Annotated in this window: 17 protein-coding genes; 8 read left to right on the top strand and 9 right to left on the bottom strand. The window is 57.1% G+C overall.

Translation table 11 applies throughout. From position 1 onward, the window contains the following. Positions 1–387: 387 nt before the first annotated feature. The gene (locus tag QB905_RS14815; protein WP_282975992.1) at positions 388–1758 is read right to left on the bottom strand and encodes a S41 family peptidase; all 1371 of its coding nucleotides are present in this window, start codon (positions 1756–1758) and stop codon (positions 388–390) included. Positions 1759–2113: 355 nt separating this feature from the next. Here QB905_RS14815 and QB905_RS14810 point away from each other — a divergent pair, with 355 nt between their 5' ends. Both QB905_RS14810 and QB905_RS14805 read left to right on the top strand, forming a co-directional pair. Beyond that, a complete protein-coding gene (locus QB905_RS14810; protein WP_282975955.1) occupies positions 2114–2347 on the top strand; it encodes a hypothetical protein in 234 nt (77 codons plus the stop codon). A gap of 570 nt (positions 2348–2917) precedes the next feature. Continuing rightward, positions 2918–3565 carry a plasmid pRiA4b ORF-3 family protein gene (locus QB905_RS14805; RefSeq protein ID WP_282975953.1) on the top strand — a complete coding sequence of 216 codons (648 nt, stop codon included), beginning with the start codon at positions 2918–2920 and terminating at the stop codon, positions 3563–3565. Positions 3566–3681: 116 nt separating this feature from the next. On the opposite strand, the gene QB905_RS14800 is transcribed toward QB905_RS14805, so the two are convergent. Then, the gene (locus QB905_RS14800; protein WP_282975951.1) at positions 3682–4146 is read right to left on the bottom strand and encodes a Ros/MucR family transcriptional regulator; all 465 of its coding nucleotides are present in this window, start codon (positions 4144–4146) and stop codon (positions 3682–3684) included. A gap of 182 nt (positions 4147–4328) precedes the next feature. Between QB905_RS14800 and QB905_RS14795 the strand changes: the two genes are divergently transcribed. Continuing rightward, complete coding sequence (locus QB905_RS14795) at positions 4329–4730, top strand: helix-turn-helix domain-containing protein (RefSeq protein WP_282975949.1); 402 nt, start codon at positions 4329–4331, stop codon at positions 4728–4730. Positions 4731–4881: 151 nt separating this feature from the next. Here the strand turns inward: QB905_RS14795 and QB905_RS14790 are convergent, their stop codons facing one another. Beyond that, a complete protein-coding gene (locus tag QB905_RS14790; protein ID WP_282975948.1) occupies positions 4882–5055 on the bottom strand; it encodes a hypothetical protein in 174 nt (57 codons plus the stop codon). A gap of 550 nt (positions 5056–5605) precedes the next feature. Between QB905_RS14790 and QB905_RS14785 the strand changes: the two genes are divergently transcribed. From QB905_RS14785 to QB905_RS14770, 4 genes are all read left to right on the top strand, one after another. Next, entirely contained in the window at positions 5606–5944 is a 339-nt protein-coding gene (locus tag QB905_RS14785) for a helix-turn-helix domain-containing protein (protein ID WP_282975947.1), read from the top strand. After that, positions 5944–7227 carry a type II toxin-antitoxin system HipA family toxin gene (locus QB905_RS14780; protein WP_282975946.1) on the top strand — a complete coding sequence of 428 codons (1284 nt, stop codon included), beginning with the start codon at positions 5944–5946 and terminating at the stop codon, positions 7225–7227. Before QB905_RS14785 ends, QB905_RS14780 begins: the two co-directional genes overlap by 1 nt. A 170-nt stretch (positions 7228–7397) precedes the next feature. Continuing rightward, positions 7398–7838 carry an antitoxin Xre/MbcA/ParS toxin-binding domain-containing protein gene (locus QB905_RS14775; RefSeq protein ID WP_282975945.1) on the top strand — a complete coding sequence of 147 codons (441 nt, stop codon included), beginning with the start codon at positions 7398–7400 and terminating at the stop codon, positions 7836–7838. Continuing rightward, positions 7835–8365, top strand: coding sequence for an RES family NAD+ phosphorylase (locus QB905_RS14770; RefSeq protein ID WP_282975944.1), 531 nt, complete (start codon positions 7835–7837; stop codon positions 8363–8365). Before QB905_RS14775 ends, QB905_RS14770 begins: the two co-directional genes overlap by 4 nt. Positions 8366–8377: 12 nt before the next feature. Here the strand turns inward: QB905_RS14770 and QB905_RS14765 are convergent, their stop codons facing one another. From QB905_RS14765 to QB905_RS14755, 3 genes are all read right to left on the bottom strand, one after another. Next, positions 8378–9316 carry a DUF2493 domain-containing protein gene (locus QB905_RS14765; RefSeq protein ID WP_282975943.1) on the bottom strand — a complete coding sequence of 313 codons (939 nt, stop codon included), beginning with the start codon at positions 9314–9316 and terminating at the stop codon, positions 8378–8380. A gap of 313 nt (positions 9317–9629) precedes the next feature. Then, positions 9630–10670, bottom strand: a complete 1041-nt coding sequence (locus QB905_RS14760; RefSeq protein ID WP_282975942.1) for a DUF7146 domain-containing protein — start codon at positions 10668–10670, stop codon at positions 9630–9632. After that, positions 10670–15001, bottom strand: coding sequence for a strawberry notch-like NTP hydrolase domain-containing protein (locus QB905_RS14755; RefSeq protein WP_282975941.1), 4332 nt, complete (start codon positions 14999–15001; stop codon positions 10670–10672). Before QB905_RS14755 ends, QB905_RS14760 begins: the two co-directional genes overlap by 1 nt. A 256-nt stretch (positions 15002–15257) precedes the next feature. On the opposite strand from QB905_RS14755, the gene QB905_RS14750 reads away from it, so the two are divergent. Beyond that, on the top strand, positions 15258–16478 hold the full coding sequence (locus tag QB905_RS14750; RefSeq protein ID WP_282975940.1) for an ATP-binding protein: 1221 nt from the start codon (positions 15258–15260) through the stop codon (positions 16476–16478). Between the two features lie 54 nt (positions 16479–16532). Here QB905_RS14750 and QB905_RS14745 read toward each other — a convergent pair whose 3' ends face one another. From QB905_RS14745 to QB905_RS14735, 3 genes are read right to left on the bottom strand one after another with little or no spacing between them, the layout of a single operon-like run. Further along, positions 16533–16754 (bottom strand): DUF6117 family protein, encoded by a 222-nt coding sequence (locus QB905_RS14745; RefSeq protein ID WP_282975939.1) that lies wholly within the window; start codon positions 16752–16754, stop codon positions 16533–16535. Beyond that, positions 16751–17269, bottom strand: a complete 519-nt coding sequence (locus tag QB905_RS14740) for a hypothetical protein (protein ID WP_282975938.1) — start codon at positions 17267–17269, stop codon at positions 16751–16753. Before QB905_RS14740 ends, QB905_RS14745 begins: the two co-directional genes overlap by 4 nt. Positions 17270–17328: 59 nt before the next feature. Next, positions 17329–19452, bottom strand: a complete 2124-nt coding sequence (locus QB905_RS14735) for a ParB/RepB/Spo0J family partition protein (protein ID WP_282975937.1) — start codon at positions 19450–19452, stop codon at positions 17329–17331. Between the last annotated feature and the right edge of the window lie 74 nt (positions 19453–19526).

Genomic DNA, 19526 nt, shown 5'->3' with positions numbered 1-19526 from the left:
TGCGGCGATAAGTGTCGATTTTCTCCGCAAAACATGGATGCCACATCGCAAATCTGCACTACAGGCTTTCATGCAACATCGGGTTCTTCCGTCGCCATCAGAAATTTATGCACAAATTGCCGGGTATTGGTTTTCGACAAACTCCCAGCCTCTCACTGTCCATTATCTTGTGACGACAACAAAGCTATATGCTAGCGGCGGCGGAGAGTTTGGACGGGCCGCGCGGCAAATCTCGATCACCCAAAGCGGAAACGCGGCAGGGAACTCCGTCGCATCGGTGCTGCGTCTCAGCGAAATTGCGCGCGCCGAGTTTTTCAGTCACAATTAACGAGCGTCAGCAATGCGCCGATCTCGAGTCAGGCCGGGCGTATTTGCGAGCGGCTATATCTATCGCTGCGGTGCTTCCTTGGCCAGCACCGCTTCTGCGCGTTCCAGCACCGGATCATGGCCGGTGCGAATTTCGGCCAGGGTGGGGATGACCTCTATATCCGGTTTGACGCCCGCATCTTCTATACGCTGGCCGTCTGGTGTATGAAAATCCGCGACCGCCACCTGAACCTTGCCGCCGTCAGGCAGGCTGAAATATCTCGATTCGAGCATAGACCCATTCGTCGTGCGACCGATCAGGGTGGCGCGGTGGTAATATTTCAGGGCCGCAGCCGTTAATTCCGCTCCGCTATAAGCGCCCGGCCCTATCAGGACGATGACGGGGCCGTGATAACGTCTCGACCAGAAATCCGTACGTTTCACATCCGTGAATTTCCGGCCCTTAAAAAAGCCGACCTCGGTCAAAGCTGGGAGGAAATGGCTAATGAAACGCATGGTCGTCACGACGTCTCCGCCAGTATTATGACGCAGATCGATGATCACGCCGCGGGCATCAGCCTGATTGAGTTCGGCGATGGCTTCGTCGGCGGCTTTGTTGTCGAACGGCGTCAACCCGAAATTATCAAAGCGGACATAGAGCGCACCCGACGGCAAGCGGCGCGCAGCAAAGGGTGGCGTAGCCGCCGCGTTCAAAGGGAGGTCGTATTCGATATGCCTGACAGTTGTCCTGAAGTCGGTACTGCCGGTCTCAACATTCATTTCAGGCCGCCCATTGCGAAAGCTGAAATGGCCGTGATCGGCAATAAAGGGGTAGACGTCCGCCTTGAAATGCGCCTGCGTGACCGTACCCGTGGCACCGGTGAAAGTCGTACTCGAGTACGTGATAACCCAGCCGGGCTCAATTCCGGCGGCATCGGCAGCCGACCCGCGCTTGACATCGCCGACAGTGCAGAACTGCGTTCCCAATCTTCTCAAACAAACGAAATCGAAGCCATAATCGATGACTCCCGACATAACAGGTCCCTTAGCTGGTCCGGTCTTGGGCTTGTCCTGCGCCGCGTCGGCCATGATGGCCGCGACGTGCGACGACGGTAGCATTTGCGCCATCGACATCAGGACCTCAGTATAAAGGAGAGTTCCATTGGCCGCTTTGGCGGCCTTCGCCCGGCCTTCGGCACGCAATCCGGCCCACTTGAGACCGCCGAATTTCGGGTCGAAATAATGATCGCTGATCGCCGTCCAAAAGACGTCATAGGTCTCGAGGTTGCGTTCTCGCTGACTCTGGGCCCAGAAAACCTGGCCCTTGTGTACGAGGTAAACGCCAAAACCCAATAGCAGGGTAAACAACACGATCGTGATCATCAGCAGGATCAACGCTCCGCGCCAGATCAAGCCCCACGTCGTCAACTTTTTCTTCGCCGTGCCCAGCACCGTCAAGATCCGCCCCCCTGCCGCCAGACAAGTGTAGGAGGATTGCCGCAACTTGAAAAGGCTGTAGTGATCCGACCTTTCCCAGTTCAGCGCCCGATTGGCGCTCGTTTAACGCTAAGATAGGACTACATCCTGACTTTCGCGAGACGCAGCACCGACGCGATGGAGTTCCCTGCCGCGTTTCCGCTTTGGGTGATCGAGATTTGCCGCTCGACCCGTCCAAACTCTCCGCCACCGCTAATATGCCGTCAAGATTGTCACAATAGCGTGCGCAAATTACGTAACCGCCTCACCTCTCACCTACGCCATGGAATTGGCGGCGCGGTCACCGCACGTTAAGATCGAGGGATGAGGGATGAGGGACAGCAACACCATCGACTTTGAAACGGGAAAGAGCCTGAATGCTCTCGTCAGGCGCCTTGGGTCCTTGGCGGAATGCCAGCGGCTAGGCTTTGTCTTTGAAGACGAAAAAGGCATCATGTCTCCTTCTGCCGCTGGCGTCGCGTACCTAATCTTCGTCGTTGCCCGCGACATCACCGATCCGGCCGAGGCTTTCGCAAGCGGGTATCAGGCAGCGCTCGAAGAGTAACAACCGTTCTCGCCGGTTCGACACTTCCCGGCCGCCAATTTGATCACCCTTGAAGATATCTACGGGTTCGACATCGTCGACCTTTGCGCGCTGTCGCACGCACCGGTAGCTCGGCCTACTGACCAAACATTATATATAAATTCTAGTCAGTAAGCTGAGCTCTCGAAGTCCAATCAATCCAACCGAGCCAGTGTCGAGGACGGAAACATGTCATATGGAAATACCATTTCCGGGCGCGAGCCTATCCTGCATCTAGACTTTTTGCCTCAAAATACGCCCCCATTCTTCGTCATGACTAAGGCTTTTGTATACGCATTCCAGGGGCCTAAAAAAAGGCAAGAAGCGTGGCCCGTTAGGCCACACCATTCCCGCAGAAAACTACGGTTTCCGGTCTGCGGTCAATCCCTGCTTCTTGGTCAGAACCAAGAAGCACCTTCGGCAAGGGGATGACCGAGTCCGGCAAACCTCCGCAAGAGGCCACCATGCCGTTAAGGCGAAATCCGCCTTAACGGCATGTCTGACTGAAGTACATTTGTGGAGGTGAATAACTGAGCCCCTCCCCGCTTGACAATGCCAGGTATTCTCGATTTTCTTTCAATCATGTTCGAACGCAATAACGCCGTCCAAATTCGTATTTCACTTGATGAGATCACGCCGGAAGTCTGGCGCCGACTTGTCGTTCCCGCGAGTTGGGATTTGCAAAAGCTCCATCTGGCGATCCAGGCGGCCTTTAACTGGTGGGATAGTCACCTGCACGAATTTTTGATCGGCGGCCTGCGTTATGGCGATGCTGAGTTTCTGATGCGCGATACTTTTGAGGACGAGTGCCGCGTCTTCGACTATCACGAGGTTCGGCTCAGTGATTTTGCCCGCCCCGGATCATCCTTTACCTACGTCTATGATTTTGGCGACAATTGGCAGCATACGGTCGTCATCGAAGATTTTCTCACCGTCGATCCACCCCCAAAGAAGGCAACCTGCATATCAGGTGCGCGCGCTCGGCCACCAGAGGATGTTGGTGGTTTTCCCGGCTATGAAAACTTTCTTGAAATCATGGCCGACCCAGATCATGACGAGCACAAGCAGACGAAGCGATGGTGTGGTGGGCACTTCGACCCCGAATGGTTCGACTTAGCGATGGTTGATAAAGATGTGCAAAACGCCACACGCTCCAACGTACGCCGCCGTCTTCACCAACCAAAGCCCAAAGCTAAGTAAGAACTAAAGCGGCTCGGTTGGATCGTTTGCTTCCCCCGCACGCGTGGCACAGGCCTTCAAGACTGAGAAAGCGCGTAAGCAAAACTGCACCACGGTGAAGCGGCCCTAAGCAAGAACTAGGCGTCCTTTGTAGCCTGCACATTTGGCACTTTCGACCTTGGAGCGCTCTTGGCTTTCGACTCTGGCACCCGCTTCTGACCAAGCTTCATTTCCTTGGCCAACGCTGAACGCGACGCAGAATAGGCTGGCGCCACCATCGGATAATTCTTTGGCAAGCGCCACTTTGCTCGATAGTCTTCGGCTGTCATGCCGTATTTGCTGCGCAGATGTCGCTTCAGGGACTTGAACTTTAGGCCGTCTTCCAGACAAATCAAATAATCGGGCGTAACGCTTTTCTTGATGCTGACCGATGGTGCTTTCATTTCGGTTGTCGGATCGTTCACAACGACTGCGCTCTGGGACAAGGACGCATGTACGGTCTTGATGAGAGATGCAAGTTCGCTCGCTGGTAGTGGATTTTTGCTGACATATGCCGCAATAATTTCTGCGGTCCGGCCCATTTGTCTGGCAATGTCTTCCATTTTGTGTCCCTGAGCTGATGTCGATAAGAATTAAGCCACCAAGCTCAATTTTCTCCATTTTTCAAGCAGATTCGACGGCCCCAAAAAGAAGGTGGTATGTCTTTTGCTACAAGGAGAGACGGGTTGCTTCGTTTGACACAAGCGACACCGCGTCTCAGTTAGTAGCAAGTATAGGTAGTTGAATGGCTTTAGATGTTAAAATCCCAAACCCGGTCGATCTGCATGTTGGCGGGCGCGTGCGAATGCGCCGAAAATTCCTGGGCCTCAGCCAAGACGGTTTGGCAAACGCGATCGAGCTGACATTTCAACAAGTGCAAAAGTATGAGCGCGGCTTCAATCGCATCAGTTCTTCTAAGCTCTATGAGATTTCCCAGACTTTGAAGGTTCCAGTTGCTTATTTCTTTGACGGCTACGACGATAACGAATCGGTTGAGGCCTTCAGCGAATCGGAAACCGAGCAGTTTGTACATGGCTTTCTCGTAACGACGGAAGGCATCGAACTCGCCGAAGCCTTTCCACGTATCAAGGCGGCAAAGCTTCGCCGTAAAATATTAGATCTCGTCCGCACCCTGGCTGATGACTAAACGTTTTATTGGCCGTGCCACAGCTAACCGTGCACGCCGCGACGTCCGCTTAAATCTCTGCCTTTTCATCAGCCGCCCGGTCTCCGTCTGACGCCAAAGTCTTAGTCATGACTAAGGAATTGGAAGAGCGCCGATAGGCCTCGCTATGCCCTCACCGTTGGAAGGGATCGAATTCATGGACAATAGCAGATGCGTCGCCGTCGTATTCAACCGTAGGCATGACGCCAAACTGACCGTTCTCAGCTTGGAAGACCACGATCGAAGCCATAAGGGTCAAGGCGAGGTTCCAACCGCGAGCGTAAGCTGATTTGAGGGTTTGCGACATTTTGAAGTTCCTGTTCCGGAGCGGGGACCATCCCCGCGCGACAGGCACCCGAAAGGTTCAGTCAAGGTCCGCTGTCACCGCGAAGCCTGAGGCGAAGCGGCGGCACGCAACGCGTAAGCCGACCCTTCATGGGTTGATGGCTTAGGCCTTCGTCTGAACCAAAGGGTCAGTGCTGATAGCGCGGGGTGGTCTTGGTTCGAGGCTGGGTCTCGTCGTGCAAACCCGGCGGACAGCCCTCCCCCGCCCAGAGTTGTATGTCCCGGTCCGTCCAGAGCAGACTTTCAGCGGTTTCAAGGCTGTGTGGGATTGCCACCTTCGGGGTATCGCACACCGCAAAACATCGTTTGGGTCGAGGCATAGACTTTCCAGTTGTCGGTCGGCACCTTATCTGGGCTTCCCTCTCTATGGCTCGCTCTCGATGTTTTCCCGAGAATAGTCGTGTGCGGTATTGCGCATTATTTGCTCTTTTATGCGGTATTACGCTTTTAAATTGATTATTTCTATAATGTGCGATATTCCGCTCATTAGACAATTCCAAGCGGTATGATGCATGAAAACTGACATCTTCCCCTCTTTGGGCGAGCAAATGCGGCAGGCCCGCAAAGCTCGCAAAATGACGCAGCCTGACCTGGCATTCCGACTGGGACGCGACCGTGCGCGCATTTCAGAGTTGGAACGTGACCTCCTCAATAACCGCCTGGGCAAAGATCGACTGACCCTCCTTGTTGAGGTTTGCGACGTTCTGGACATGGTTCCCGTTTTGGTACCACGCTCTGAGGTCGCCAGATTACAGCGTCTTGAGCCAAACCAACCAGCCATGCGTCTGAACCCGACGGGTAGCGTCTATGATGATGTCTTTGTCGATCTGTCCGACGATGGAGAAAAGTGATGGCCGGTCATGCGGCTATACTCGGAGTTCATCTCCTGGGACCCGCCAATTCGTCTGTGCGCGTCGGCACTTTAAGTCGTGACGCTACAGGCACAACGGCTTTCGTCGTCGATGAAGCCTATTTGCAGGAACCCAACAGGCCGATCATGAGTTTAAGCTGGTTGGCACCGGACAACGACATGCTCACACAGGCGCGCCTTGCCAACCGTGGGGATAAAATCGGGTTGCACGGATATCTCGCACCCTGGTTTTCAGGGTTGCTGCCGGAGGGTGCGCTCAGACAGCTGGTCATGACTGAAATGGGCGCGGGCAATCACGATCAGTTCGACCTGATCGCGCGCCTCGGTGCCGATCTTCCCGGTGCGGTTATGGTGATCCCAGAGACCGAGTTACCGGCTAGCGTCGGGCCGATGCAGTTTGAACGCGTTCACGGCTTTCGGGCACCTAAGCCTGAAGGTGTAGTCAAATTCTCCCTCGCTGGCGTCCAGCTTAAATTCACCGCCAACCCGGACGGTGACCGCCTTACGGTTCCGGGGCGCGATAGTGATAGCCGCTGCATCCTGAAGGTCGCCAGCGATCAGTACCCAGGCCTGCCCGAAGCGGAACACGCCGCCATGCATTTAGCGGGGCTGGCGGGGGTCACCACGGCCCATTGCCGCCTGATTTCAACAAATGACATCCAAGGCGTACCTGCGGAATTTCTACAGCATGGCGAGACCGTCCTCTGTGTGGACCGTTTCGACCGCGGGCCTGACAGCGCGCGCATTCACATCGAAGATATCGGTCAGGTCATCGGGGCTGTTGGCGAGCATAAATATACGATGGCGAACTATGAGAGCATTCTGAACACGATCAAGCGCTTCAGTTCTGACTGGCGGATCGATGTCATGGAAGGCTTTCGCCGGTCCGTCGTCGACGTCCTGATTGGCAATGGCGATAATCACCTCAAGAACTGGTCATTCATCTTCCCCGCGCCTGGCATTATCCGCTTGTCACCCGCTTATGACATTGTGCCAACCGTGCTCTATGTGCCGAATGACCAATTGGCGCTGGAGCTTGCCGGCACGCGGGCATTTGAAAGCGTGACGTTCAAACGTATCTCACGGATCGCTCGGTTCCTTCAGATCGATCCAGACAGGGTTCAGGCTGAAATGAAGGCCCTCGTCCGCAATGCCGTTGCGACATGGCCGGACCAGTTGGTGACGCTGTTGGGTAATGAGAAAGCCGACCGGCTTATTCGGCGCTTCGATACTTTGAGCCTGGTTCAGGAAGCGCTGGCGTAAATTTTCCTGTGCGCTTCGGCGTTGCCGCGCCCATAGCAAACGATTAGACGTCGAGGTCTATAACTCAGCGTCGGTCGACGGCGATGACTGCATGAGACCACTGTTACATCGTTTGGCCTTGACATACGTCTCATGTGAGCCCATTTTTGGTCTCATATGGGAGACAAGATATGGCTCATTCCGCAGTCTTAGATCAAATCAAGCGCGCCTCCGGCGGAGCCGCAGCCACGCCCGATTTTTTGCATTTGGTAAAAATCGGCTTTCCCGTTGAAACATTGGACTCGGTCGCCGTTGAAATAGCGCCCGCACAATCTCAATTCCTGGACAAGATCGTTCCGCGCGCGTCTCTGGCTCGTTATAAATCCAGAGCGACAAATGACGGCGTTCGCCGCCTATCGCAGCAGACCAGCGAGCGACTTTTTCGTGTTTGCAGCCTTTGGTTCATGGCAAATGATGTCTTTCACAATAAAGACAAGGCGTGGCGCTTCTTAACGACGCCGAACCTGATGCTCGCAGAAAGAAAACCGTGGGACGTCGCGCTTGATAGCGAGGCCGGCGGCCGACGCGTCGAAAATATTCTTGGTCGAATTCAATATGGCGCTGCCGCTTGACAGCGCAAATTCTCGACCGCCAACTGATCTCATATCGCGTGGGCGATGCGAACGGCAAATTTCCGATTTATGATGCCACCGGCGCCCGGCTCTATCCTGGCCGTTGGAATACACCCTCATCGCCCATTATCTACTCCGCGGCGAATTACGCGACGACGCTCCTCGAAAAGCTCGTCCATGGCGGCGGTATATTACCCGATGACCAGCACTACATCGAAATAACTATCCCGCCAGGGGTCAGCTACGAGCGCTTCGATACCAAGAAATATCCTGGCTGGGATGGTTATGACGAAACCATCTGCAAGACATATGGCGCGGCCTGGTATATCCAAAAGCGATCTGTCATCCTGCTCGTCAAGAGCGCGGTGACCAAAATCGACGACAACATCCTCATCAATCCGGACCATCCAGAGTTCAAAATGCTGACGCCTTCTTTGCACGAGCCGGTCTATTGGGATGGTCGCCTATTCGCTCCGTCGGCTGCTTCTCCGAAAGCCCGCGTGTTAAAGCCCAAAGCAAAACCATGAGAAAAGGGGCGCTTACGCGCCGCCTATGCCGAATTTCCAAACTGGTATACCCTTCTGCTTCGCCTTATCGGCCAGATTGTCCTGAATGCCCGAACCCGGCGCCACCAGAACTCCGATCGGCAGTACATCCAGCATTGCGTCGTTGCGTTTGAAGGGAGCCGCCTTAGCGTGACGCGTCCAGTCCGGCTTGAAAGCGATCTGCGCAACCTTTCTCGCATCGGCCCATTTGGCTGCAATAAGCTCGGCACCTTTTGGCGATCCACCATGCATCAACACCATGTCGGGATGCTTGGCATGAACCGCGTCGAGCTTGGCCCAGATCAAATTATAGTTCTCAAAGTCAGCCCCGCCGCTGAAGACCACCTTTGGGCCGGGGGGAATGAGCAGCTCATTTGACGCGCGCCGCTTGGCGCTGAGAAAGTCCCGGCTGTCGATCATGGCCGACGTTACCTTACGGTGATTGACCATCGAGCCCGCGCGTGGACGCCAGGGTGCGCGCGTATGTCGCTCATAATGCTCCGCGGCGAGGTCCCGCATGTGTTCGAACACGTCCCGGCGTTCAATCAGCGACTGGCCTTCTGCCAGCAGACGTTCTAGTTCCACCGAGCGGATCTCCGAGCCATCCTGCTCGTCCTGACTACGGCGCTGGGCCTGCTCATTGTCGTCAAGCTCACGGGCGACCCGATCGACAGCGCGATGAAACAAGTTCACACCTGACCACAGCAGATCATTAAGGTCGGGCTCCAGCCGAGTATCGTCCAGGGTCGAGATCAGCGCATCAAAGATATCACCGACAGCGCCTTGCACCTGGTGGGCTTCGGGCATAGGTCTCGGATCGGGTTCGTCCTGGAAAGGACGGTAGCCGTGCAATTGCAGCTCATTGAAGACGTAGTCCGTAGCGGATCCTTCGTGATGGGGCTCAAATTCGGTATTGGCGTTGTCGGTTGGCATCTTGTCTCTCCATCGGATTAGCCGCGCCTGTCGCGGCCTTCATGGCGACGAAAGACATCAGGCGAACCCGACCAGAACCGGGCCCTTGCCCGGCCGCAGCGATAGCGGAGGATGGCGAAGCCGGTTATTTTGCTTCGCGATGCAAAGGCGGGTCTTACCGCCGGCGGAAAATAGCCGAGGTGATGCCATTGTCGGTTGGGATGCCCTGAGGTCTCGATCGCCCTCTCAAGAAGGCCGTGAGCGCGGCGACCCTTCCGTCAGGAGATACCTGCCGCCCATAACCCGTGACGAGAGCCCCCCGCACACGGCACGCCTAATCCGGTGCCAGAAAGCGCTCAACGTCCTGCGGCGCCAACTGAAGACGCAACCGTTCCCGCAAGGCGCCCGATCCCAGTTGCCGCAGATCGTCGTTGAAGTCGTTGAGCTGAGGCCACAGGACAATCGGCTCGATACCGGCAGCCTGACAACGGAACACCAGTGTGTCACAGGCTTCGTCGCCCGCTGCATCATTGTCCCTGACGATATAGAGCCGCTTAAGCTCTGGCGGGAAAGCGATCGCGGCCAGATGGCTCGACGATGTGGCAGCCGCCAGCGGAAGGTCGGGGGCCACGCTCGACAGTGAGCGAACCGTCTCGATCCCCTCCCCGGCTGCCAGCACGTCACGCGCCTGCCCAAACCGAATGGCGTGGCCGAGAATTTCACCCATGGCTTTGCGCGGTGTGTCGAGGGGCGCCTTGTCCAGCCCGTCACGCCGAAGCCAGGTCCGATGCGCCCCTGTCACATGGCCGTCGAGGTCGGTGACCGCGGCGATCATGGCCGGCCAGACCTGCGCCTTCTGGTCATCATGGGTCTTATGATAGCAGCGAGGATGGAACCGCAGCGGCCCGGTCGCATCGGGCACTATGAGCGCGCGGCCACGCAGGTAGGTATCCGCGAGTGAACACGCCAATGGCAGAGCCATGGCATAGAGCCGTTGCGCCGCTTCTCGGTTTTCCAAGTGCGTCCGGCCAGGTTTGGGTTTCGCGTCGCGCACTGGCTCGGGATCTGGCAGGCTCAGAAACCTGCGGGCTTCGGCCAGGACCGCCTTGAAGTCGGCAAGGCCACATACTTCGCGGATCGCGTCGAGGAGATTGCCATGTTCGCCCGTGGCCGCATCGGTCCATTTGCCGGCAGCGCCCTTTCCAGATAGCGGTCCTTGCAGACGCACATAAGTGGACGTCCCCGGTGTGTTACGAATATCGCCCACGCGCCAGTAGCGACCCTCCTTGTGGCCGGCCGTCAGGTATATACGGCAGAATGCCTCGGCCCTTTCGGCGAGACGCTCCGCAATGTCATTGGCGCCAAGATGAGCCATTATGCGCCGTCCCGCTCGGAAATGCTATGAATCGGATACCGATGCACAAGACGGTCCAGCACTGCAATCCCGTTGGCGTCGACCGGGACAAACATCCGCAATTTCCACGAGATGATCTCGTGGAACAGGCCAAACGCCTTCAGTCTGTCGCGCATGGCATCGGTAAAACCTGTCAGCTCGATACGGTGGGCGCCCATAGCCCGAACCCGCCGCAACTGCATGCCCTCGGCAAGGTCGATCAGGGCCTTGCCCTCCAGCAAAGCGGCAAACGCATCAGCAGGCGAAAGGTCGGTCCCACCATTAACCAAGGCGATCGCCACCCAAGCCGCCGGTACCATCCGTCCCACGATCCGCTCGCCTGCGTCAGTCTGAAGGCGGTAGACACGCGTCGAGTCGGTCGGCAGCCGTTTCCAGATCGGCAGCAACAGGCCTGTAACAACATGAATGGTGCTCTCAGTGAAAACCGGCACTTCGGCCACTTCCTTCGCCCAGGCCCGCGCAAATGTCTCGTGATCGGCTTCGATCCAATGGGTATCTTCCATCAACGCCAAGGCAGCATGGTGCCGGTCCATCGGGCGTGTAAGGGTAATCCGACGCTCGATATCACCGTTGTCGAGCATAAGGCTGGGTGCGGCTACCTGTACGGCGGCGCGCCCCGACTTCTCATTGACCAATAGCTTACCGCCATAGTCCTGATAAAGCGTCATGGCCTCATCGACCGTAACCGGCTGATTGCGTTCCCGGCGGGTAATGCTCAGGAGCTGTGTCTGTGCACCGGTCATGACGTGAGTATGGATGACACGACGGTCCGTGACGATCAGGCTCTCAGCCGCCAGGGTTTCGAGCCCCTGATCGTAATAGCCGCCAGCAATCGCGCCCTCAATGCGGGCATTGAGCAATTGCTCGAAAGCTGTGAACAAAATGCCTTGAAGTTCGATTGTCAGCGCCAGCAAGCGATTGAGGAAAGTCGTAATGGGCGGGAGATCATCCCTGATGCCACTGTCGTCAGTAAGGCTAAGGCCCGTCGCTTCTTGAAACCGGGTCAAAGAACATCCCTCGATCTTGCCTCCAACCAGCAGGAGGTAGAGCTGACGAAGGGCGGCCCGAGCATAGTCGCTCTCCAGATTGTCTTCCGGTCTGAACATCCCTTGCCCACCCGTCTGACGTTGACCTCGCGTGATCGCACCAAGTGTATCCAGCCGCCTGGCGATGGTCGACAGGAAGCGTTTTTCAGCCTTCACATTTGTGGCGATGGGACGAAACAGGGGTGGCTGCGCCTGATTGGTACGGTTGGTGCGTCCCAGACCCTGGATGGCGGCGTCGGCTTTCCAACCGGGCTCCAGCAGGTAGTGGACGCGCAAACGGCGATTCCTGGCCGACAGTTCCGCGTGATAGCTTCGTCCGGTACCGCCTGCATCCGAAAAGATGAGAATGCGTTTGACATCGTCCATGAAGGCTTGCGTCTCGCCGAGGTTGGCGGATCCGGCTCTGTTTTCGACCACCAGGCGCTCGCCTTTGCGAACGATCCGGCGCGATCGGCCTGTAACCTCGGCCACCATATCGGTGCCGAAGCGCTGCACAACCTGGTCAAGTGCACCTGGAACAGCGGGTAGTGACGCCAAACGCTCAATCAGGCCGTCGCGGCGGGCGATGGCATCACGGCTTTCAATGGGCTGGCCATCCCTGTAGACTGGCCGGGAATAGACCTTGCCATCCGCATCCGAGTAAGGCTCGTAGAGCTGGACAGGGAAAGAACGGGCGAGATAATCCAGGACGTACTCGCGAGGAGTAATATCGACGCGTACATCGTTCCATTCTTCACTCGGCAATTCCGCCAGACGCCGCTCCATCAGAGCCTCGCCTGTCGACACGATCTGGATGACGACAGCATGTCCGAGTTCAAGGTCCTGGTCGATCGACCGGATCAGCGTCGGCGTCTTCATGCTGGTCAACAGATGTCCGAAGAAGCGCTGCTTGGCACTCTCGAACGCGCTTCTCGCAGCCGACTTTGCCTGCCGATTGAGCGTTCCGGATTCAGCGCCTGTGATGTTGGCGGCCTCCATCGCCTTATCGAGATTATTGTGAATGATGGCAAAAGCGCTGGCATAGGCATCATAGATGGCCGTCTGCTCTGGTGTCAGTTCGTGTTCGACCAGTTGATACTCCACCCCATCATAGGACAAGGAACGCGCCGCATAGAGACCCAGGGCACGCATATCGCGCGCTAACACTTCCATGGCGGCAACGCCGCCTGCCTCAATGGCCTCGACGAATTCTGATCGGGTGGCGAATGGAAAATCTTCACCGCCCCACAGGCCCAAACGTTGCGCATAGGCCAGATTGTGCACATTGGTCGCGCCCGTCGCAGAAACATACACGACACGCGCATTGGGCAAGGCGTGCTGTAGGCGTAAGCCTGCTCTTCCTTGCTGCGACGCCTCCTGGTCACCGCGTTCACCGTTGCCGCCGACTGCGTTCTGCATGGCGTGGCTTTCATCGAAGATGATCACACCGTCAAAGTCATCACCCAGCCAGTCGAGAATCTGGCGGACCCGTGAGGGCTTCTCACCGCGTTCTTCTGATCGAAGCGTGGCGTAGGTGGTAAATAGGATACCTTCAGTCAGCCGGATATCAGCACCCTGGCGGAACCGCGACAGTGGCGTCACCAGCAAGCGCTCCATGCCGAGCGCACCCCAGTCGCGCTGGGCGTCCTCCAGCAACTTGTCGGATTTAGACACCCAGACCGCTTTGCGCCGACCTTTAAGCCAATTGTCCAGGATGATGGCGGCACTTTGCCGTCCCTTGCCAGCACCCGTTCCGTCGCCTAAGAACCAGCCGCGTCGAAAGCGCACCGAGCCTGCGGCATCATTCGCCGCCGCAGCCACCATATCGAAGGTCTCGTCGACGGTCCAACTGCCGGCGAGAAAGGCGCTGTGCGCCTCCCCGGCATAGATGACCGATTCCAGTTGCGCGTCTGAAAGTCGGCCCAACGTGACAATTTCCGTCGTCAGATGTGGGCGATAGGTCGGCTGCGGTGGAGCAACTGACGCCATAGCGGCGGACTGAACCAGTTTGGTCGGATGCGGCCGGGCCTCGGGGATGATAATCGACTGGAGGCGGTATTCCTCGTAGATGGCGTCACTCATGGCCGCCCCGTCGACAGCCTGCCATTCGATCGTCTCGTAGGCCAGCTCCATAGCCACAGGATCCCTTGAGGCGGCTGCGGTAGGCGCTGAGTTACCTTTGGGTCTATAGGCCGCACGCTCAGGCGCTGGAGAGGCCTTGGAGGACAGAGAAGCCGGAATGCCAACGATGGCTTTGCGAGGTGGTACGTGCCGATCTACGAGGGCAATAAGCTCGGCGACATTGCCCACCATTCCAAACAATCCGTCAAATTGTTCGGGGTTCTCCGCTGGCACCTTGTCAATTACCGTCAGGCGTGTCTCGACGTTTGTCCCATGTTTCACATAGACAGACCCGCCAATCGACGCTGAAAACTGGATGCGGCCCTGGGCTTGCAGCTTAATGAAAGCGTTCCGCCAGCCAGGCGTCTCCGGCGAGAAATTGGCACCAGTGATAGTCACCAGCCGCCCACCATCGGCAAGTCGTGAGAGAGCTGAGGCGACATGGCGATAGGCGGCATCGATCATGGTGCCCGAGACATGAGCCATGACCGAGAAGGGCGGATTCATCAGAACGACGCTCGGCACAAGCGACGGATGGAGATAGTCATGGATTTGCGCCGCGTCGAAGCGCGTCACATCGCGACACAGAAACAGTTGATCGAGGATATCGGCGCGCCCATCGGCCAGTTCGTTGAGGATCAAGCTCGCGCCACCAATCTCGGCAAGGATGGCCAACAGGCCCGTACCTGCCGATGGTTCAAGCACAACATCGTTAGCGGTCACTCCTGCAGCGCGTAGGGCAGCCAGACCCAGAGTGATCGGTGTTGAGAATTGTTGAAAATTGACACCATCCTCCGAGCGGCGGGTATGGGTCGGCAGCAAGCCCGACACTCTTGACAGCATAGCCAGCAACTTGAGCGGTTCTGGCATCAGATCGCGCAAGGCCCGCGCATCTTTGCGCAGGAACAAGACGGTGGCGATTTCGCAGGCGTCGTAGGCCTTCTTCCAATCCCAGGTGCCGGACGAATCCGACGCACCAAAGGCGGTTTCCATGGCAGACCGAAGCAGCCTGGCATCGATCTGCGAGCCGCCTTCCAAGAGAGGGAGCAAAATTGCTGCGGCGCTATAGATGTGCGCGGCCTTAGGGGATAGATCGGAGGCTATCGGGCGGCAACGCGCCACTGAGGCGGAGGATGGGTTGATCATGGGAGCGCCTTTGATAAGGGGGGAACGAAAAAAAACCGGCGAAACTGATCTCTCTCAATCCCTGCGGTTCATCCCTTCCACGCCGCCCTCTCACTCTGGGAGTCCCTTGCCTTAGACGGTCCGCAGAAGGACTTTCCATCCCTTTTCGCCAAAGCAGCGAGCAAGACTCCCAATCACCTGGTCTTAAACTTCCAATTGCCTAGCTATTGACTTCCAATTGTCATGGCGCATAGTGCCAATAAAATAAAGAGACGACATGTATCAGAGACTGGTTGAGCAGCGGACGAAGGAGGCCCTCACCGACACACCGGCTGTGCTGGTCGTAGGGCCACGCCGCGCCGGTAAGACGACGCTGGTACGGAAGATGGGAGAAAGCGGCCGCACCTATCTCACGCTTGACGATCAGACCACGCTTGAAGCGGCTAGGAGTGATCCCGTCGGATTTATTCGCGGCCTGGACCATGTGATCATCGATGAAATCCAGCGGGCACCGGATCTTCTGCTGGCGATCAAGAAATCGATTGATGACGACTACCGTCCTGGCCGCTTCCTGCTTACCGGCTCGGCGAACATTCTCACCCTTGCGCGTGTCGCCGACAGTCTGGCGGGTCGCATAGAAACCATCGAGATGCTGCCACTGGCGCGAGTCGAAATCACCGGCGTCGCACCGACGTTTTTGGAGCGTGCCTTTGCCGGCGCCTTGCAAGCCAGCGGTGAACAGATCATTGGGGATGATCTAATGCGGCTGGTTCTGCTGGGTGGCTTTCCCGAGGCTATGGCGCGCGACTCAGAACGTCGACGGCAGGATTGGGCAAGAGCCTATTTGACTTCGGTTCTAACGCGAGATTTGCGCGACATTGCCGCCATTGAGAAGCTCACCGAGTTGCCAAAATTCGTCCGCCTCCTGGCGGAGCATTCTGGACAATTGGTCAACTATTCGGAATTTGGTAGCGGCATAAACGTCAGCCACAAGACCAGCCAGCGCTATATTTCGCTTCTGGAACAGGTGTTCTTGGTGTCAACCTTGCAGCCCTGGTACACGAATGCCATAAAGCGCATCATCAAGACGCCCAAGCTGCATTTCCTAGATTCAGGGCTGCTGGCGACGGCCCGCGGCCTGACTTTCGACAGGGTAAAAGCCAATCGCGTTGCATTCGGCGCGTTATTGGAAACATTCGTGTTCGCTGAAGTTTTGAAACTTCGCACGGGTTCTGACATGCGCCTGACCCCTTACCACTTCCGGGACCAGCAACTGCACGAAGTCGATATCGTGTTGGAACGCGATGACGGCATGATCGTAGGAATCGAAATCAAGGCCAATGCAGCCGTCAAATCAGACGATTTTGCAGGCCTGCGGACACTTGCCGAGGCTTGCAAGGACAAGTTTGCCTATGGCATTGTGCTGTACGATGGCACAGACCTGGTCCCGTTCGGTGATAGACTGGCAGCAGCCCCCTTATCCTGTCTATGGAATTGAGGCTGGATAGGTCAGGCGCAACGGGTCGCTATGCTTCTGGCCCCGCATTGCCGGTCAAACGTTGGGAGGGATATAGGCGGTATAGGGGTCCTGGTCGGAAACCATGTGGCCAAAAGGCGTCATGACATAGGCATCGCCATCCTTTGCCACTGCACACAGCACATAGCGAGGGACCCCGGTTTCGGCGTCAGTACATTCCATTAACGCGAGGTCACAATTTTCGGCAGCCCGTAACAGGACATCGAAATTGGCGCGGACGGGATCGGGAATGCTCACGATACACCTGCCGGAATTTCGCCGTTCGCTTCCGCCTCGTCGAGCATGTCCGCCAGCACGTCGTCCAGGTTCTTGCCACGAACCTCATTCGCCGTGATCAGAACGGCCACGCCGCCGAACCCGTCGGTGCGCATTTTTGAGCAGGTGTACGCCGAGATCGCCGTGACATAGGTGAGTGTGCTCGAACGTCTGACGATATCCTGGAACAGATATTCCCAGGAGATGATGCTCATATCGAGCGTGATGGAGATATCCTCTGGCGCCGCTTTCGCAAGCTGTTCTCGCACAAACTCGGCAGCTTGGCTTTCATGCCCTTCCGATGCCTGCAGCGCTGCCCGCAGATCCGAACTATCGAATTCCGGCATGTCGTTGGTCGATTGCTCGGCGAAGAAGTAGAGGCCGTCGCCTTCTGGCTCGCCAGTGAATATCTCTGTAAGGAGAAGACGTTCCAACGGCGTCATATCGGCATTGGGAATGATCGGCTGGATTATGGTGGGGGATTCGTAGTCTGCCATTTTGGCGCTCCTGACAATGAAGGGAGCCCGGTCATTGCCGGGCTCCCCTCCGGTGACGACTATTCAGCTGCGGCTAATTGCTCAGGCGCTGTCGCGTGGCTGAGAGCACCATCCTCACCGTTCGTGAGGAATTCCGGCAGGGCCCTGGCTTCCGGCTCAAGCGCTTCTGCTTCAGCTCGTCCTGCCTCAAGACGCAGGGGTTCCGGCAACCAACCAGTATTTGCCAACAGGCGTTCAGCTTCCTTCGCCATGTCACCCTTCTTCAGGTGCTCAATGAGTTGTGCCGCACGATCGCCAGCGCCCTCTCTGACCGCTTCAAGAATTCGCGGTTTAGTCACACGACCCAGGTAGTTATCTGCTGTGGGGCGCCACCCGGCTTCCACCAGATCAAGGCTGACGGCCGTCGCCAGCCTGTCCGCCTGGGCGATCCGCTGGTCGAGGCCATGTTGCGACAAGCCGCCACCGTAGCGGTCGATTTTCTCCACCAGGGCGTTGACACCGAAGCTGACACAGTAGGCCAAAAGCATCGCTCGGCTGTCGTCGGATTCGCCTTCAAGCCAGTCCCAAAGTTCCTGGTCACCCTGAGGAATCGCCGCCTTCCACGCCTCACTGCGCTCGGTGATTGCCAAAGCCGCGGGGCAGATTTTCAGATCCGCTCCCTGTTCCGGGAAATGGATGCGGCGCACGGAAGCCTCAAGGCAGGACACGGTCGACAACGCACGAAAGGCGTCCGTCACCAGCTTATGAAGCAGCATTGTCATAGCGACGCGCGGACTGCATGCGATAGCATCCTGAAGGGCGAGCGTGCGATATGCAGTGAGTTCTGAGACGAGCCGGTCTGGCAGTGGTCGGATAGTCTCTTCGTCCTCATCCGCCGCCGCTGGCGAAGGATGACCGAAAACCGTAATGACTGTTCCCGTTGCCTCGGTGGAAGCCAGAGTTGCCCCTTCCCCCTCACTATCAACTACAGTGGTGTCGAGGTCGACATCTGCTGGCAGTTCGTCCTCCGGACGTACCCATCCACGTTCGATCGCAAGCGTGCCGTCTCGTGCCAGGCTGAGGAAGACGCCAGAGATGGCCCTTTCCGCAGGGGTAAAGGTTGCGGGCCGTTCATCAAATTCTTCCAAAGCGGTTTCAATCTGGCCAAGGCGCTGGTCGACTTCGTCGGGATATTCGTCGTCCTCGGCATATTTAGCCTCAATGGCGGCCTGTTCAGCTACCAAAGCATCGATCGTCGCCTGCTCGTCCTCAGTCAATGGAGCCTCAGCACCTGTGATCTCACGCATACCCGCCGTGTTGCCATAGGGCAGGTCGACGGCCACTTCGACCCATTTCCAGCCGTCGACGGCAATCGCTTCGGCCGCCAAGGCCAGTTTCTCATTCACAAGGCGATTAAGAAGGCCAATATCTTGCAGCCAGCCGCCATTGTCACCGCTGAAGAGATCGCGAAAAACGGCACCGCCAGCATCCTCATATGCATCGACGCCAACGAATAAGGCCCTTCTGTCCGATGCTTCAATCGTGTGCTCCGTGAGCAGGCGTTTGATGTGATAAGGCTCTTTTGAATAGCCGTCCTTAATATTGGCCCAGACCTGTTCTTGGCGTACTTGGTCAGTTGAGACCGAGAACGCCATCAGCTGGTTGAGGGTCATGCCGTCCTCCGCATAGACTTCAAGCAAGGCTGGCGAGACCGAGGCCAGACGCAAACGCTGCTGGACGACATTGAGGTTGACGAAGAACCGGGCCGCGATTTCCTCTTCACTGGCACCCTGTCCGCGTAGAGCTTGAAAGGCGCGAAACTGGTCGAGCGGATGCAAGGCAACGCGTTGAACATTCTCTGCGAGCGAATCTTCCTCTGCAGTCGTGTCACTGCCAGCCGCGCGCACAACGCAGTTGATAGGGGCATCCTTGGCCAGACGTTTCTGTTTGACCAACAATTGCAGGGCGCGGTAGCGCCGACCGCCGGCGGGCACCTCGAACATTCCGGTCTCGATCCCGTCGCCGCTTAAGACCGGGCGGACATTGAGGCTTTGAAGGAGGGTTCGGCGCGCGATATCTTCGGCCAATTCCTCAATAGAGATGCCGGATTTGACAATCCGAACATTGGACTGGGACAAGACCAGCTTGTTGAGGGGGATGTCCCGCGATGTGCTAAGGACGATCTTCTGGGTCGCTTGGGTCATTTGAGAACTCCGCAGCGAGCGGCCGAGAGCCTCTCTCTCGACCTTCAACCCGCCACGAAACCATGCGAAGCCCT

The organism is Asticcacaulis sp. EMRT-3, assembly GCF_030027245.1.
Lineage (GTDB): Bacteria > Pseudomonadota > Alphaproteobacteria > Caulobacterales > Caulobacteraceae > Asticcacaulis.
The sequence above is the reverse complement of the archived record's forward strand: the minus strand, read 5'-3'. Positions and strand labels throughout refer to the sequence as shown.

Excerpts from the sequence above, each read along its gene's own strand:
- QB905_RS14810 (WP_282975955.1), top strand. The coding sequence starts at position 2,114 with ATGAGGGACAGCAACACCATCGACTTTGAAACGGGAAAGAGCCTGAAT.
- QB905_RS14805 (WP_282975953.1), top strand. The coding sequence starts at position 2,918 with ATGCCAGGTATTCTCGATTTTCTTTCAATCATGTTCGAACGCAATAAC.
- QB905_RS14800 (WP_282975951.1), bottom strand. The coding sequence starts at position 4,146 with ATGGAAGACATTGCCAGACAAATGGGCCGGACCGCAGAAATTATTGCG.
- QB905_RS14795 (WP_282975949.1), top strand. The coding sequence starts at position 4,329 with ATGGCTTTAGATGTTAAAATCCCAAACCCGGTCGATCTGCATGTTGGC.
- QB905_RS14790 (WP_282975948.1), bottom strand. The coding sequence starts at position 5,055 with ATGTCGCAAACCCTCAAATCAGCTTACGCTCGCGGTTGGAACCTCGCC.
- QB905_RS14785 (WP_282975947.1), top strand. The coding sequence starts at position 5,606 with ATGAAAACTGACATCTTCCCCTCTTTGGGCGAGCAAATGCGGCAGGCC.
- QB905_RS14780 (WP_282975946.1), top strand. The coding sequence starts at position 5,944 with ATGGCCGGTCATGCGGCTATACTCGGAGTTCATCTCCTGGGACCCGCC.
- QB905_RS14775 (WP_282975945.1), top strand. The coding sequence starts at position 7,398 with ATGGCTCATTCCGCAGTCTTAGATCAAATCAAGCGCGCCTCCGGCGGA.
- QB905_RS14765 (WP_282975943.1), bottom strand. The coding sequence starts at position 9,316 with ATGCCAACCGACAACGCCAATACCGAATTTGAGCCCCATCACGAAGGA.
- QB905_RS14760 (WP_282975942.1), bottom strand. The coding sequence starts at position 10,670 with ATGGCTCATCTTGGCGCCAATGACATTGCGGAGCGTCTCGCCGAAAGG.
- QB905_RS14755 (WP_282975941.1), bottom strand. The coding sequence starts at position 15,001 with ATGATCAACCCATCCTCCGCCTCAGTGGCGCGTTGCCGCCCGATAGCC.
- QB905_RS14750 (WP_282975940.1), top strand. The coding sequence starts at position 15,258 with ATGTATCAGAGACTGGTTGAGCAGCGGACGAAGGAGGCCCTCACCGAC.
- QB905_RS14740 (WP_282975938.1), bottom strand. The coding sequence starts at position 17,269 with ATGGCAGACTACGAATCCCCCACCATAATCCAGCCGATCATTCCCAAT.
- QB905_RS14735 (WP_282975937.1), bottom strand. The coding sequence starts at position 19,452 with ATGACCCAAGCGACCCAGAAGATCGTCCTTAGCACATCGCGGGACATC.